The 16,412-nt window shown below is 39.6% G+C and carries 11 protein-coding genes; 1 reads left to right on the top strand and 10 read right to left on the bottom strand.

The window, feature by feature from the left end; all coding sequences use genetic code 11:
* Positions 1 to 16 precede the first annotated feature (16 nt).
* Genes L1S31_RS05840 through L1S31_RS05805 form a run of 8 tightly spaced genes read right to left on the bottom strand, consistent with a single transcriptional unit; the run spans position 17 to position 11,575 of the window.
* The gene (locus L1S31_RS05840) at positions 17 to 1,816 is read right to left on the bottom strand and encodes a cytochrome c oxidase subunit I (RefSeq protein ID WP_236463424.1); all 1,800 of its coding nucleotides are present in this window, start codon (positions 1,814 to 1,816) and stop codon (positions 17 to 19) included.
* Between the two features lie 27 nt (positions 1,817 to 1,843).
* On the bottom strand, positions 1,844 to 3,025 hold the full coding sequence (locus tag L1S31_RS05835) for a cytochrome c oxidase subunit II (protein ID WP_236463422.1): 1,182 nt from the start codon (positions 3,023 to 3,025) through the stop codon (positions 1,844 to 1,846).
* 19 nt (positions 3,026 to 3,044) lie between these two features.
* Positions 3,045 to 4,568, bottom strand: coding sequence for a quinol:cytochrome C oxidoreductase (locus L1S31_RS05830; RefSeq protein WP_236463420.1), 1,524 nt, complete (start codon positions 4,566 to 4,568; stop codon positions 3,045 to 3,047).
* A gap of 27 nt (positions 4,569 to 4,595) precedes the next feature.
* Positions 4,596 to 5,156 (bottom strand): c-type cytochrome, encoded by a 561-nt coding sequence (locus L1S31_RS05825; RefSeq protein WP_236463418.1) that lies wholly within the window; start codon positions 5,154 to 5,156, stop codon positions 4,596 to 4,598.
* Positions 5,157 to 5,163: 7 nt separating this feature from the next.
* Positions 5,164 to 5,700, bottom strand: a complete 537-nt coding sequence (locus L1S31_RS05820; protein ID WP_236463416.1) for a DUF3341 domain-containing protein — start codon at positions 5,698 to 5,700, stop codon at positions 5,164 to 5,166.
* An 8-nt stretch (positions 5,701 to 5,708) separates the two neighbouring features.
* Entirely contained in the window at positions 5,709 to 7,118 is a 1,410-nt protein-coding gene (gene nrfD / locus L1S31_RS05815; RefSeq protein WP_236463414.1) for an NrfD/PsrC family molybdoenzyme membrane anchor subunit, read from the bottom strand.
* A gap of 31 nt (positions 7,119 to 7,149) precedes the next feature.
* Positions 7,150 to 10,194, bottom strand: a complete 3,045-nt coding sequence (locus L1S31_RS05810) for a TAT-variant-translocated molybdopterin oxidoreductase (RefSeq protein ID WP_236463412.1) — start codon at positions 10,192 to 10,194, stop codon at positions 7,150 to 7,152.
* 31 nt (positions 10,195 to 10,225) lie between these two features.
* Complete coding sequence (locus L1S31_RS05805) at positions 10,226 to 11,575, bottom strand: c-type cytochrome (RefSeq protein ID WP_236463410.1); 1,350 nt, start codon at positions 11,573 to 11,575, stop codon at positions 10,226 to 10,228.
* Positions 11,576 to 11,793: 218 nt separating this feature from the next.
* Between L1S31_RS05805 and L1S31_RS05800 the strand changes: the two genes are divergently transcribed.
* Positions 11,794 to 12,183 carry an SPOR domain-containing protein gene (locus L1S31_RS05800; RefSeq protein ID WP_236463408.1) on the top strand — a complete coding sequence of 130 codons (390 nt, stop codon included), beginning with the start codon at positions 11,794 to 11,796 and terminating at the stop codon, positions 12,181 to 12,183.
* A 191-nt stretch (positions 12,184 to 12,374) separates the two neighbouring features.
* On the opposite strand, the gene infB is transcribed toward L1S31_RS05800, so the two are convergent.
* Both infB and nusA read right to left on the bottom strand, forming a co-directional pair.
* Positions 12,375 to 15,122 (bottom strand): translation initiation factor IF-2, encoded by a 2,748-nt coding sequence (infB, locus tag L1S31_RS05795; protein ID WP_236463405.1) that lies wholly within the window; start codon positions 15,120 to 15,122, stop codon positions 12,375 to 12,377.
* A 43-nt stretch (positions 15,123 to 15,165) separates the two neighbouring features.
* Positions 15,166 to 16,407 carry a transcription termination factor NusA gene (nusA, locus tag L1S31_RS05790; protein ID WP_236463403.1) on the bottom strand — a complete coding sequence of 414 codons (1,242 nt, stop codon included), beginning with the start codon at positions 16,405 to 16,407 and terminating at the stop codon, positions 15,166 to 15,168.
* Positions 16,408 to 16,412 lie beyond the last annotated feature (5 nt).

Raw genomic sequence — 16,412 nt, 5'->3', positions numbered from 1 at the left:
ATATTTTATTTAATGATTAGTGGTGCAATTGTTCTTCACCAGGTTTCATTGGGACTGTTTGAGGAACAAAATCTTCGTCATGTCCAGGTTTGCTATAATCGTATGGCCATCTGTAAACATGAGGAATTTCTCCTGGCCAGTTTCCGTGCATGTGCTCGATTGGTGCAGTCCATTCTAATGTATTTGATCTCCATGGATTCTGAACTGTACGTTTTCCGTAGAAAATGCTGCTGAAGAAGTTGTATAGGAATACCAACTGGAACGCTCCTCCAACTAAGGCAAACGTAGTGATGATTACGTTTACGTTTTGTAAATCATCAAACAATGGGAAGTTTGTATTGGTATAATACCTTCTTGGTAATCCTGCCATTCCGATGAAGTGCATTGGGAAGAAAACTCCGTAAGCACAAGTAGCCGTTACCCAGAAGTGGATATAGCCTAAGTTTTTGTTCAACATTCTTCCGAACATTTTTGGATACCAGTGGTAAATACCTGCAAACATTCCGTAAAGTGCTGAGATACCCATTACCAGGTGGAAGTGAGCTACAACGAAATACGTATCGTGAACGTTAATATCCAAAGTACTGTCTCCAAGGATGATTCCGGTTAATCCACCAGTGATGAATGTTGAAACCAATCCGATAGAGAATAACATTGCAGGGTTTAACTGCAGGTTACCTTTCCATAATGTTGTAATGTAGTTAAATGCTTTTACCGCAGATGGAATCGCAATCAATAAGGTTGTAAAGGTAAACACCGAACCTAGGAATGGATTCATTCCCGAGATAAACATGTGGTGACCCCAAACGATGGTTGATAAAAATGCAATTGCAATTATCGACATGATCATCGCTCTGTAACCAAAGATTGGTTTACGTGAGTTGGTTGCGATAATTTCCGATGTGATACCCAATGCAGGTAATAATACGATGTATACTTCAGGGTGTCCTAAGAACCAGAATAAGTGCTCGAACAATACTGGTGATCCACCTTGATAATGTAAAACTTCACCAGCAATGTAGATGTCAGACAGGAAGAATGAAGTTCCGAAACTTCTATCCATGATTAACATCAACGCTGCAGAAAGTAATACGGGGAACGAGATAACCCCGATGATAGCTGTAATAAAGAATGCCCAGATTGTAAGTGGTAATCTTGTCATAGACATCCCTTTAGTTCTTAAGTTGATTACCGTTACGATATAGTTCAACGAACCTAATAACGATGCTGCAATGAAGACAGCCATAGAAACCAACCATAATGTCATACCTGTTCCGGAACCTCCGATAGCTTGTGGCAAGGCGCTCAACGGTGGGTAAATGGTCCATCCCGCAGATGCTGGCCCAGACTCTACGAATAAAGAGCAAACCATAATCACACTTGAAACAAAGAACAACCAATACGAAATCATGTTCAATAGTCCGGATGCCATATCCCGTGCTCCAATTTGAAGTGGAATCAATAAGTTACTAAAGGTACCACTCAAAGCGGCTGTCAATACAAAGAATACCATGATGGTTCCGTGTATCGTTACTAAAGACAAATACGTTTCATTAGTCATAACTCCACCCGGAGCCATTCTTTCTCCAAGGAAAAAGCTGAATAATTTAAAAGATTCTTCCGGCCATGCAATTTGCATTCTGAAAAGCATCGACATTCCAACACCAATAACACCCATAACGATACCAGTAAGTAGATACTGTTTGGCAATCATTTTGTGGTCAATACTAAAAATGTATTTAGTAATGAACGTGTCTTTATGGTGGTGTTCGTGTTCGTCGTGACCGTGGTCGTGATTGTGAGCTTCTGCTGACATATTAGGTAAACTTTAAATTTTTTATAATTATTTCACTTCTGCTTGAGCAACTACTGTCGTGTCTTTGCTTTTCGTAGAACTTGTGTCTTTCATTTGTGCTGGTGTTTCTGCTGCTTTTGCTTCAGCTGCTGCGTTCTTAACAGCCTGAACAATTGTTTTAGGAGCATTTTCTTTTAACCATGCTGCATATTCTTCAGGTGTATCCACCACAACTTTCATTTGCATGTTGTAATGTGAGGCACCACAAATTTTGTTACATAACAATAAATAGTCAAATGTGTATGGCTCAAGAGCTGGCTCACCTTTAGCGATTAAAGCCTGGCTTTTCTTAGCTCTGATATCATTGATATTTGCCACTTTTTCAACCATTGCAGGTTTCTCTCTCATCTCAGCAGTTGTAAGTGTTGGAATGAATGAGAAGTTGGTTACCATTCCCGGTACACAGTTCATCTGCGCTCTAAAGTGAGGCATGTAAGCTGAGTGCAATACGTCCTGTGAACGCATTTTGAAAATGATTCTTGTTCCTTTTGGGATATGCAGTTCACTTGAAGTGAAATCATCCTGAGCATTTGGGTCTGATAAATCAACCCCTAAATTGTTTACTCCTTCAATATATCTTACGTTTGCTTTTCCTAGTACATCATCTGCACCAGAATATCTAGCTTCCCATTTAAATTGTTGCGCGTATAATTCGATAACAATAGCATCCTTATGTTCCTTTTCATCAACAAACATAATGTTGGTCCATGCATAAAGCCCGTAAAGGATTAACACAGCCAAAACGATAGCCGGGATGATACTCCATATGAATTCCAATCGATTACTATCAGAAAAATAAAGTGCTGTCTGTCCTTCTCTTCCTCTGTATTTGAAAGCAAAATAATGCAACAAGGCTTGAGTAATGGTTTGTACTACGAATATAAGAACCATAGAAATCACCATAAGGTTATCGATTTCCGGACCGTGTGCCGATGCTGAATCTCCAATCAAAGGGAAGTGGCCATAATATACAAGACACCAGATTGTTGTCAGGTAAATGAAGCAAAGAAAGGCAAACATCAAGTAACCGTTAATGTTATTATCATTATCATTTGCAACTTGTGTATTGTTAACGTTTTTACCAACTTGAGTTAAGTCGAATATCTTAGTTAACTGCCACAGGGCAACTGCCAATAAAACTACAACTATAAGTACCAAAAGAGTTGTCATTTGTAATTTACTTTAAATATTAATAATGAAAATGTTTGCTTTCTTCAATAAAAGGATTTCTTTTTGGAACCAACGGAACTTTTGTCAAAGTCGTGAATACCACAAAAATGAATAATCCAATGAAGAATAATAATGATGAAATTTCCGGTATTCCAATAAACCATCTGTCACCAACTGTTCCTGGCATAATCATGTTGAAGAAATCAACATAGTGCCCGATTAGGATAATACTTCCTGCCATTACTATAATCCAGGTAATACGTTTGAAATCGGTATTGATTAACAGTAAGATTGGGAAGATAAAGTTCATTACAAACGCACCCCAGAAAGTAACGGTATATACATTGATCCTGGTCACGAAATAAGTTACCTCTTCCGGAATGTTTGCATACCAAATCAACATAAATTGTGAAAACCATAAGTACGTCCAGAATACACTGAAACCAAACATGAATTTTGATAAATCGTGGATGTGGCTTGTATTGACATTTTCTAAATATCCTTTAGATTTTAAATATAAGGTCACCATTTGGATAACGGTTACAGCACTTACAATGAAACTTGCAAATACGTACCATCCGAAAAGTGTACTGAACCAGTGTGCGTCAACCGACATAATCCAGTCCCAAGACATGATTGATTCTGATACGATAAAGAATACCAGGAATGCCGCAGACATCTTGAAGTTCTTTTTGTAGTAAGTGTTGTCATTTGATTCGTCTTGTGCCAAACAGTTCTTTCTTGAATAGTGTCTGTACAGGTTCCAAACCGTAAGGAATAAAATTGCTCTGATAATCCAGAATGGGAAGTTTAAGTACCCTGATTTTCCTGCAATGATGGCATCGTAATTTTCGTGTCCTTTAACTGTTATTCCTTCAGCCATCCATGAGAATAAATGATTCATGTGGAATCCGCAGGCCAATAAAAGTAAAAAGAAAATGATAGATCCTGGTAACAGGTAAGATGCTACTCCCTGCATAACCCTAAACAATATAGGTGACCAACCAGCCTGTGCTGCCTGTTGGATTGCATAGAATGCTAAGGCTCCTAACGAAATCAGCATTAAGAATATACAGGCAACATATAAAGCTGCCCATGGTTTATTTTGCAATTGGTGTAGCACATGCTCAGCGTGTTCTTTAGTATCATGAGCTTCATGAGCATCTGCTTTTTCAGCATGTGCTTCCGCTTTTTCAGTGTGAGCCTCTGCTGCCGGAACTGCTGCAACTGCAGCCGAATCTTTAGCAATAGTATCATGGGTTGTTGCTGCTACAGCTTCTTCATGTTTAACAGTAGTAGAATCTACAGTTGTTTCAGCTGCCGCCTCATGGGTTTCAGCCGCTTCGTGTGATTCAGCTGTTGCTTCATGATGTGCCGCTGCCGCTTCATGTCCACCTTCGTGATGAGCTTCTTCTTCCTTCAGAATCTTCTCAACATCTTGAATAGTCTTTGGTGCAGTTAAAAAACCATATCCAATACCAAGAATACCTACCAGCATTAGGACAAAAGAAAAGGTTTTTAATTTACTTGAAAATGTATACATATCTATAACAATCTGTTTGTTCTACAATTATAATTTGCTTTTAAGTTCAAGAACATAAGCTGCAATCATCCAACGTTCTTTTTGACTCAATTGATTTGCGTAAGAACCCATTGAATTTAGTCCGTACGTTTCAACATGGAAAATGCTTCCGATTGAAACTTGTCTGTCCTTATAGCTTGGTACTCCCAGGAATTTTTCCTGTTTTACCAATTTACCTTTACCATCACCAGCTGTTCCGTGGCAGATAGCACAATAAATATCAAATAATTCACCTGCTTTTTTCATGTCGATTTCAGTACCGTCAAGAGGCGATGTTGTCACTGACTTAGAAAAATTATATCCTTCTGTTGTATTTGGGATTTCATAAGGAACAAAACCTCTTTTGATAGAACCAACCGGAGGAAGCTGACCTACTTTGCCATGTAGGCCTGTAGGTGAATTGAAAGCATCCGACTCAGCGTTGGTTTCATAACCTGCTGATTCATACATATTCGGCATATACTGGTAGTTTGGTTTCAAATCATTTTTACAAGATGATAATGAAATCACAATACTTAATACAGCTGCTGTTTTAAATAAACTTTTCATATCTATATTAATGCTTATCAATTACTTTAACTTCTACTGCTCCTGTTCCTTGGAAGAATTTTACCAATTCATCTTCATTGCCGTTTACAGAAACTTCCATTAGGAAATGGTCATCTGTAGTTCTTACATCAGGATTCTCCGCTTTTTTGAATGGCCATAACCTACTTCTCATGTAAAAAGTGATTACCATTAAGTGAGCTGCGTGGAAAACGGTCATCTCAAACATTACCGGAATAAAAGCCGGCATGTTCTGAAGGTAACTAAAACTTGGTTTTCCTCCAATATCCTGTGGCCATCCTCCATCCGGATTAATCATGATGTTCCACATCATCCAGGTAGCAAAACACAATCCGTAACATCCATAGATGAAAGCGCAGATTGCCAATCTTGTTGGTGGAAGCCCCATTGCCTTGTCCAATCCGTGAACCGGGAAAGGTGTAAAAACTTCTTCAATGTGATGATGCGCAGCTCTAGTCTTATGAACTGCATCCATTAGGATATCATCATCATTATATAGTGCGTGTATGACTTTAGTACTACTCATTGTAATTCTTAGTGTTTATCTGAATGATTATGACCTTTTGCTTCTCTTTCTCTTTTAAAGTTTTCTCCTGATGATTTCAAGATTGTTTTAACCTCTGCCTGAGCAATCACTGGGAATGTTCTGGCATATAAAAGGAATAACACAAAGAAGAAACCAATCGTACCGATAAAGATTCCGATGTCAATGAATGTTGGCTGGAACATCGTCCAAGAAGATGGAAGGTAATCCCTGTGCAATGAAGTCACGATGATTACAAAACGCTCAAACCACATACCGATGTTTACTACAATCGAAATGATGAAAGAGAACATAATACTAGTTCTTAATTTCTTGAACCACATGAACTGAGGCGAGAATACGTTACAAGTCATCATCGACCAGTAAGCCCACCAGTAAGGTCCTGTTGCTCTGTTCAAGAAAGCATATTGCTCAAATTCTACTCCGGAATACCACGCTACGAATAACTCGGTGATATAAGCCACACCAACGATAGAACCTGTAATCATGATAATGATGTTCATCAATTCGATATGCTGGATAGTAATGTAAGCTTCAAGATTAGACACTTTTCTCATAATGATCAAAAGTGTATTTACCATTGCGAATCCTGAGAATACCGCTCCAGCAACGAAGTATGGAGGGAAGATTGTTGTATGCCAACCTGGGATTACCGAAGTGGCGAAGTCAAAGGATACAATTGTGTGTACAGAAAGTACAAGTGGAGTTGCCAAACCTGCAAGTACCAAAGATACCTCTTCAAAACGCTGCCAGTCTTTTGCTCTTCCGCTCCATCCAAAAGATAGGATAGAATAGATTCTTTTTGTAAATGGAGTTACCGCTCTATCTCTAAGCATTGCAAAGTCAGGCAATAATCCAGTCCACCAGAATACCAATGATACCGAAAGGTATGTTGAGATTGCAAATACGTCCCAAAGAAGTGGCGAGTTGAAGTTAACCCAAAGCGAACCAAACTGATTCGGAATTGGAACAACCCAGTACGCTAACCATGGACGACCCATGTGGATGATTGGGAATAAACCTGCCTGGATTACCGAGAAGATGGTCATCGCTTCCGCAGAACGGTTAATGGCCATTCTCCATCTTTGACGGAATAATAATAACACCGCAGAGATAAGTGTTCCGGCGTGCCCGATACCTACCCACCAAACGAAGTTGGTGATATCCCAAGCCCAACCTACTGTTTTATTTAATCCCCATGATCCGATACCGGTAGAGATGGTGTACACAATACATCCAATTCCCCAAAGGAAAGCTATTAATGCGATAGAAAATACAGTCCACCACTGTTTATTGGCTCTTCCTTCAACCGGAGCGGCTACATCTACAGTTACATCGTGATAAGATTTATCACCGATAACTAAAGGTTTTCTAATGGGTGCTTCGTAATGAGACGACATAATCCTTTATTTCTTAATTAATTATTTAATACTACGTATTTCTTACTTTAACGTGATAGAACACATTTGGTTTTGTACCTACACTTTCCAACAAGTGGTACATTCTTTTATCTTCAGCAAGTTTTGCAACTTCACTTTCTTTATTGTTTACATCACCAAACTTCATTGCTCCGCTTGAACATGCAGCAGAACATGCAGTGTGGAATTCATCATTTGCAACTTCTCTTCCTTCACGTTTTGCAGTCAGGATAGTCAATTGTGTCATTTGGATACACATTGAACATTTTTCCATAACTCCACGGGAACGAACGTTGACATCTGGGTTGATTACCATACGGCCTAAATCATCATTCATGTGGAAATCAAATTCATCATTACCGTTATATAGGAACCAGTTGAAACGACGCACTTTGTACGGACAGTTGTTTGCACAATAACGGGTACCAACACATCTGTTATAAGCCATGTGGTTTTGCCCCTGACGACCGTGAGAAGTTGCAGCAACAGGACAAACTGTTTCACATGGAGCGTGATTACAGTGCTGACACATTACCGGTTGGAAAGATACCTGTGGATTGTCCGCAGCATTTTCCATATCACCAAATCCGCCTAATGAACCTTTTTTACCAAACAGTCCTTCGAATCCTTCTTTTTTCTCATTGTCTTCAGCAAAAGTAGCTTCAGAAGAATAATATCTGTCGATACGCAACCAGTGCATATCACGGCTTCTTCTTACCTCTGCTTTTCCAACAACAGGAACGTTATTTTCAGCGTGGCAGGCAATAACACATGCACCACAACCTGTACAGGCATTCAAATCGATTGAAAGGTTGAAATGATGTCCAACCGAACGGTCAAATGATTCCCACAAATCAACTTTAGTTGCTTCTACTTCTTTGTGGTCTAAAGAAACCATAGGAACTTCATTCCATTCTCCAGCTTCTTTAGTATTGAAAATCTCAAGAGTAGTTTCTTTAATGATATCACCTCTTCCCATCAAGGTTTTTTGTCCCTGAACGCATGCAAATTCGTGGTTTCCACTTGCTTTTGCAATAGAAGCGGATTGTACATTATTAAATCCTGCGTAGAAAGCGTAGGCATTAACTCCTACCTGCATTTCTTCTTTTAAACTTGCTTTTTTACCATAACCCAAAGCCATTCCTAAAGTTCCTTTAGCCTGACCCGGTTGAACGATAACCGGAACATCCAGTTTCACTCCGTTTACAGTAAGTGTTGCATAACTTCCGTCAAGACCTCCGTTAGCAACAATTTCATTTTCCAATCCTAATGATTTAGCATCAGCCTGCGAAACAGTTACATAGTTATCCCACGAAACTCTTGTGATTGGATCAGGGAACTCCTGTAACCATGGGTTGTTTGCCTGCTGTCCATCACCTAAACCTGTTTTGGTGTACAACACCAATTCAAAGCCTTTTGCAGGTGCAGATGCAGCTAATGCAGCAGCAGCGGCAGCAAAATTTGCTGAACCACCCGCAGCTCCACTTGAAGCTCCAACAGCAACTCCATCATGAACGGTTTGGTTCCATGAAGCACCGTTTGTATAGTTAGCAGCGTTTGCTTTTAAATAATCATAGTAATCTGCGCTGTTTCCGTTGAATGATAATAATCCTTCCTGGAATTGTTTAGAGCTGAATAACGGACGGATTGTTGGCTGCGTCAAGGAATAAGTTCCTTTGGTCAACATCAAATCGTTCCAAGACTCTAAATAATGAGGTGCCGGAATAGCGATATTTGTGATAGAAGCTGTTTCGTCTTCTCTTAAAGAGAAAGCAGCTGATACTTTTACTTTTTTCAATCCGTTTACAAATCCTTTAGAATCTGCCAAAGTATAAACCGGATTTACACCACTCATAATTAAGGTATGAACGCTTCCTGCATTCATATCAGCAATTAATTGGGCTACTTTTTCGTTAGAACCTTTTCTGATTTGACGGGTTCCTGAAGTTGAAAATGCCTCACTGGCTAATTTTTGGTTGATTGCCAAAACCAGCAATTGTGCGTTTTTATCCTGGATACCAGAAACCAAAACCCCTTTGCTTCCTGCAGCAGCTAATTGTTTAGCCGCTTTGGTAACTTCAGCATCTCCTGCATCAGCAGCACCGCCAACAATTACATTATAGATACCAACTAATGCTTTTTTCTGATTTGCAACGGTCATCGGCACACGCTTATCAGCGGCAGCACCAGACAAAGTCATATTTGCTTCAAACTGGAAGTGTTTTGACATTTTTCCTGCCTGAGGAATTCTTCCTTTAGCATAACCTGAATCATAGCTTCCACCCTGCCAGTCTCCTAAGAAATCAGCTCCAACAGAAACAATAACATTTGCTTTTGAGAAATCGTAATCAACCAAAGCTCTTTCACCATAAGCTGCTTCAAAAGCATCTAAGGCTGCCGACTCAGAAACAGCGTCATAAATAACGTGTTTTGCTGTTGGGTTTTTAGCGATAAATTCAGCGATTAATTTTTCAGTTGACGGACTTGCCAAAGTGTTGGTCAATAAAACAACCTGTCCTCCTTTAGCTTTAGCCTCAGCCAAACCTGCTTTTATTTTTAAATCAGCTTCCTGCCAGCTTGCATTTTTTCCAGCAATTTTCGTTATTTTCAAACGCATGCTGTCATATAATGACAATACCGAAGCATGGACTCTTGCATTGGCAGCAAACTTAGCGCCTGCAATAGTATTATTTTCAATTTTGATTGGACGTCCTTCACGTGTTTTTACCAATAAATTGGCAAAATCAAAACCATCAAACATAGACGTTGCATAATAATCTGCAACACCAGGAATGACTTGTTCCGGTTGTAAAACGTAAGGGATTGATTTGTGTACCGGTCCTTCACAAGCTGCTAAAGTTGCAGCTGCCGTACTAAATCCAACGTATTTCAAGAAATCACGACGAGTTGTTGATGAAGATGATAATGATTCTTTGTCTGATAAGAAATCCGTTGTTGGAATTTCCTCTACAAACTCATTATTTCTAAGCGTCTCAACAATAGAGCTATTTTCGTTTAGCTCCTCAACACTTTTCCAGTATTTTTTGTTCGATGACATCGTATATAAATATTAGCTTCTTAATAATTTTTTAGTAGTGACATTTACCGCATTCCAAACCTCCCATTTGTGCAGCAGTCAATTTGTCTACACCATATCTCTTAGAAAGTTCTGCGTGGATTTTGTCATAGTATTTGTTCCCTTCCATTTTAACATCGGTTTCACGGTGGCATTTAACACACCATCCCATTGTTAAAGGAGCAAATTGTTTCTGGATTTCGTAAGTCTCAACCGGACCGTGGCATTTTTGACATTCAATTCCCGCAACAGTTACGTGTTGTGAGTGATTGAAATAGGCAAAGTCTGGAAGGTTGTGGATTCTAACCCATTTCACAGGACTGGTTTTCCCTGTATATTTTTGAGCAGCCTTATCCCAACCTACTGCATCGTATAATTTTTGGATTTGTGCATCGTAGAATGCTTTTGAATGTTCTGGTGTAGCTGTTGTATCAGAAACCTCAGAAATATTTTTGTGGCAGTTCATACAAACATTCAAAGAAGGAATTCCTGCATTTTTACTAACTCTCGCCGCAGAGTGGCAGTATTTACAATCAATTCCGTTGCTGCCTGCGTGGATTCTGTGTGAATAGTGGATTGGTTGGATTGGTTGGTAATCCTGATCGATACCTACCTGCATCATCCAGCTGTAAACGAAATAACCACTTGCCAATAATAAGAATATTGAAGTAACCAATACCAAGAATTGGTTTTGTGCAAATGCTTTCCAGATTGGAGTTCTTGCTTCTTTTGCCTCAACCTCGATACCGTTTTGTCTGGCAACCTTAGTCAACACATTGTTTACAAAGAACAACATGATCACCAACATCAACATTACCAAAGCAAGCGCTCCTAGAATAAAGTTGTTTGAGATTCCGCCTGCATTTGATCCTTCTGCACCTGGAGGCAATGCGCTTCCGGTACCGGTTTTAGCAACCTCAGGTTTTGGCTCAGACGTGTATGCGATAATGTTATCGATATCTGTAGTTGACAATTGTGGGAACGCAGTCATTGTAGACTTGTATTCTGCAAATAAGGCCACCGCCTTAGCGTCTCCGGATTTAATCACAGCGGTACTGTTGTGTACCCAGTTGTAAATCCATGCCATATCATGCTTTTCCTTTACACCTCTCAGTGCCGGACCCGTTGATTTTGCATCCAGCTTATGACACGCTGCACAATTGGAATTAAACAATGCTTTTCCTGCTACCGCATCACCTCCTGTGGCTGCAGCCGGAGCTGCTGTTGCTGGCGCAGCTGCCGTTGTAGTTGCCGCTGCTGGTGGTGTTGCTTGTGAAAATGAAGTGAAGGAGAATGTTAGCATCAATGCTAAACAGAAAAGTATTTTCCTTGAAATCGAATTATGGTTACCCACTTTTTTCATATAATATAGTGATTATCTACTACTATTGGCATGATTTTTTCTGAACGGAATCCAGTGAAAAATCGACTCTTTGTTAAAAACTTGCACAAAAATACGATTTATGGACTATTCTCAAAACCTTAAATATATCTTAAATACCAATTTATATTAATTCTAAATAATGTTTCCGCTTTCGTTTAATTTTTTATGTTTTACATTTGTATAAAAATCAAATAATTATGCCTTATTTCTCTAAAATAAAATCATTTTCAGCCATTTGTTTTCTGGCTTTTTTATCGCAAAAAAGTCTTGCTCAAACTGGAAAAACAACCGTAAGCCAGGATCCGAAATTTGAACAGCTTTTAAACGAAAAAAGAAAGATCAACAGTTCGATTACGATAACCGACCGCTATAAGATCCAGATTTTTAATGGGGATACCGAAAATTCCAAAAAAACTCTGGCGGAATTCAAAAGGGAAAACAAGAATATGGACGCGACTATTGTTTTCAGTACGCCGCTTTACAAAGTTTGGGTTGGGAATTTCAAAACGCGTATTGAAGCCGAAAAAAACCTCAACGACCTCAAGAAAAAATATCCGAATGCGTTTTTAATCAAACCGAATAAATAATTAAAAAAGCCTCGATTTCTCGAGGCTTTTTTAATTGATATTATTTCAAGAAGAAATTGTCTTTCCAGTAAAGACGGCAATCTGAATATAAAGCAATAAATTGTTGTTCTTCACTGGAAAGACAGAAAAGATTTTATCGTTAAGCTTTCACATAAAAAAGCCTCGATTTCTCGAGGCTTTTTTAATTGATATTATTTCATCTTTTTCTTCACTTCCACTTCCTGGAAAGCTTCGATGATATCCAATTGTTCAATATCGTTGTAATTCTTGATCTGCATACCACAGTCATATCCTTTCGATACTTCCTTCACATCGTCCTTGAAACGTTTCAATGTTGCCAATTCACCAGTGAAAATAACCACACCATCACGGATAATCCTAATGTTCGAATTCCTAAAGATTTTACCGTCGGTTACCATACATCCTGCGATAGTTCCCACTTTCGATACTTTGAATATCTCACGGATTTCAGCAGTTCCGGTAATTTCTTCCTTCATTTCTGGAGAAAGCATTCCTTCCATCGCATCTTTCAGGTCGTTGATAGCATCGTAGATAATCGAATAGTTTCTGATATCGATTTCCTCTTTCTGTGCCAATTGACGGGCATTTCCGGCAGGACGAACGTTAAATCCAATAATAATCGCATCCGATGCCGAAGCCAACATTACGTCGGTTTCTGTGATTGCTCCAACTCCTTTATGGATGATGTTGATTTGGATTTCTTCGGTAGACAATTTTGAGAACTCACTCGAAAGCGCTTCCACAGAACCGTCCACGTCTCCTTTTAGGATGATGTTCAATTCCTTGAACTGGCCTAAAGCGATACGACGCCCAATTTCGGCAAGTGTAATATGACGCTGTGTCCTAACTGATTGCTCACGCAATAATTGGATACGTTTTGTTGCAATTTGTTTGGCTTCCCTTTCATCTTCAAAGACATTGAATTTGTCACCAGCAGTTGACGCACCATCCAATCCCAAAATCGAAATTGGCGTTGACGGACCGGCTGAAGTAACATTATGCCCTCTTTCATCGTGCATTGCCTTTACCTTACCATGGTTTTTTCCAGCCAAAACATAATCCCCAATTTTCAAGGTTCCCGATTGTACCAAAATTGTCGATACATATCCTCTTCCTTTGTCCAATTGTGCTTCCACAACCGTTCCCACTGCAGGCTTGTTTGGATTGGCCTTTAAGTCAAGGATTTCAGCCTCAAGCAACACTTTTTCAAGCAATTCCTTAACACCTGTTCCTTTTTTGGCCGAAATATCATGGGATTGGTATTTTCCACCCCAATCTTCCACCAATAAATTCATGGCTGCCAATTTTTCCTTGATTTTTTCAGGATTAGCACCTTGTTTATCAATTTTATTGATGGCAAATATCATCGGAACATTCGCCGCCTGAGCGTGGCTGATGGCTTCCTTTGTTTGTGGCATGATGTCATCATCTGCCGCAACCACGATGATTGCGATATCGGTAACCTGGGCTCCACGGGCACGCATCGCAGTAAACGCTTCGTGACCTGGTGTGTCCAGGAAAGTGATTTTCTGTCCGTTATCAAGAGTCACTGCATAAGCACCGATGTGCTGCGTAATTCCTCCCGATTCCCCGGCGATTACATTTTCCTTACGGATGTAATCCAGCAAAGATGTTTTACCGTGGTCAACGTGACCCATTACGGTAACGATTGGCGCACGTGTTACTAAATCTTCTTCTCTATCTTCAACAACTTCAATAGCATCTTCAATATCAGTTGTGATGAATTCTACTTCGTAACCAAATTCGTCAGCCACAATCGATAATGTCTCTGCATCCAGACGCTGGTTCATGGTAACCATGATTCCAAGAGTCATACAGGTTCCAATTACTTTGGTAATCGGCACATCCATCATCGTTGCAATTTCACCAACGGTAACAAATTCGGTAACTTTTAAAACTTTGCTTCCTTCTTCAAGAGCCTGCATTTCTTCCTCACTTCTCTGACGGTGGGTATCACGCTTGTCTCTTCTGTATTTAGCCGCTTTAGATTTGTTTCCTTTACCTTGTAAACGCTCTAAAGTTTCCTTGATTTGATTTTTAACTTCTTCTTCGGTAGGCTCAACCTTTTGAACAATTGCAGGACGATTCCCTTTTTGGAAACCACCTTTGGCTCCGCCTTTGTTTGGACCGAAAGCATTGCCTCCGCCTCCGCCACCAACTACCGGTTTTCCAGCTTCACCTGGTTTAGGCGCAATCCTTTTCCTTTTATTCTTGTTGGCGTTGTTGGCATTTGCTGCCGCATTCTGTCCGGTTGCAGGAGTTGCAGGCTTATTGGCATCCTTTTTAAACTCCTCTTTTTTCTTCTTCGGCTTGTTGAACTGCGTTAAGTCGATTTTTTGCCCAGTCAATACAGGTCCGGTAAGTGCCTGGTATTGTGTAGTATGTGTTTCGTCGATTGCAGCTTCTTCTGTAGGCTGCTCTGCAGCAACTTTAGGTTCCTTTTCTTTTGGAGCAGTTTCCTCTTTTTTAACGCTGGTTTCTTTTTTCTCAACAACCGGTTTTGCTTCCTGAACTTCTGGAGCCGCAGGAGCTTTTGGTTCAAGGTCAATCTTCCCAACTTGTTTTGGTGCTGTAATCGTTGCTTTAGCCTTAATCAGTTCCTGCTGTTGCTGACGTTCTTCGTCCAACTTGCGTTTGTCTTCGATTTCCTTTTCCCTTTCAATTCGAAGCGCTTCTTTTTCTTTTCGTATTTCTTCGCTGATTCCTTTCGAAGCTTCCTTATTCCCTTTATCTCCGGCAAACTGTCCGCAAAGAATAGCATATACATCATCGGAAATTTTTGTGTTTGGACTTGCTTCAATAGCAATGCCCTTATCCTTAAGATAATCCACAGCTCTTTCCAAAGAAATATTTAATTCCCTTAAAACTTTATTAATTCTAATATTTCCTTCAGACATAAAATCTAATTAATGTTAACTATAGTTGCGTTGTTGTTGAAGATTAGTCTTGAAACTCTTCTTTCAATATTCTGATTACTTCTAAAATGGTTTCTTCTTCAAGGTCGGTTCTTCTCACTAAATCGGCAACATCCTGGTTCAGGATGCTTCTTGCGGTATCCAATCCGATTTTTGCAAATTCGTCGATTACCCAACCATCGATTTCGTCTGAGAACTCTGTTAATTCAACATCATCTTCCTCTTCAGCAATTCCTTCACGGATTACGTCCAATTCATAACCAGTTAAAAGCCCGGCCAATTTAATGTTGTGTCCTCCACGACCGATTGCTTTAGAAACCTCTTCCAATTTCAGGAACACTTCAGCTCTTTTTTTCTCTTCGTCAATTTTAACAGAAGAAACTTTTGCAGGGCTTAATGCTCTTGTGATGTATAATTGCAGATTGGTGGTGTAGTTGATTACGTCGATGTTTTCGTTTCCAAGCTCACGAACGATTCCGTGGATCCTAGAGCCTTTCATACCTACGCAGGCACCCACAGGGTCAATTCTGTCATCATAAGAATCTACGGCTACTTTTGCTTTTTCACCTGGGATTCTCACTACGTTTTTAATCATGATCAAACCATCAAAAACCTCTGGGATTTCCTGTTCAAATAATTTTTCCAAAAATTTATCTGCCGTTCTCGACATGATGATTTGTGGTTTGTTCCCTTTCAATTCAACACTTTCGATGATTCCGCGAACGTTGTCACCTTTACGGAAAAAGTCAGACGGAATCTGTTTTTCCTTTGGCAATACGATTTCGTTTCCTTCGTCATCGATTAAGATTACAACTCTTGGACGTACGTGGTGTACTTCGGCAGTATAAATTTCGCCAATCAAATCCTTGAATTGTTTGTAAAGATTGGTATTGTCGTGTTCGTGGATTTTTGAAATCAAATTTTGGCGCAAAGCCAAAATAGCCCTTCTTCCTAAATCGATCAATTTTACCTCTTCCGAAACATCTTCCCCAACCTCAAAGTCAGGCTCGATTTTTTGAGCTTCAGACAATGCAATTTCCTGGTTTTCATCTTCTACTTCACCATCAGCTACCACCACACGATTTCTCCAAATTTCCATATCACCTTTATCAGGGTTGATAATGATGTCAAAGTTATCATCAGAACCGTATTTCTTTTTCAATGCGTTTCTAAATACATCTTCCAAAATCGCCATAAGCGTTACTCGATCAATAAGTTTATCATCTTTAAACTCTGAAAATGATTCGATTAATGCAATATTCTCCATGCCTA

It is taken from the genome of Flavobacterium wongokense, assembly GCF_021608265.1.
Classification (GTDB): domain Bacteria; phylum Bacteroidota; class Bacteroidia; order Flavobacteriales; family Flavobacteriaceae; genus Flavobacterium; species Flavobacterium wongokense.
This window is presented reverse-complemented; position numbering and strand designations above follow the sequence as displayed.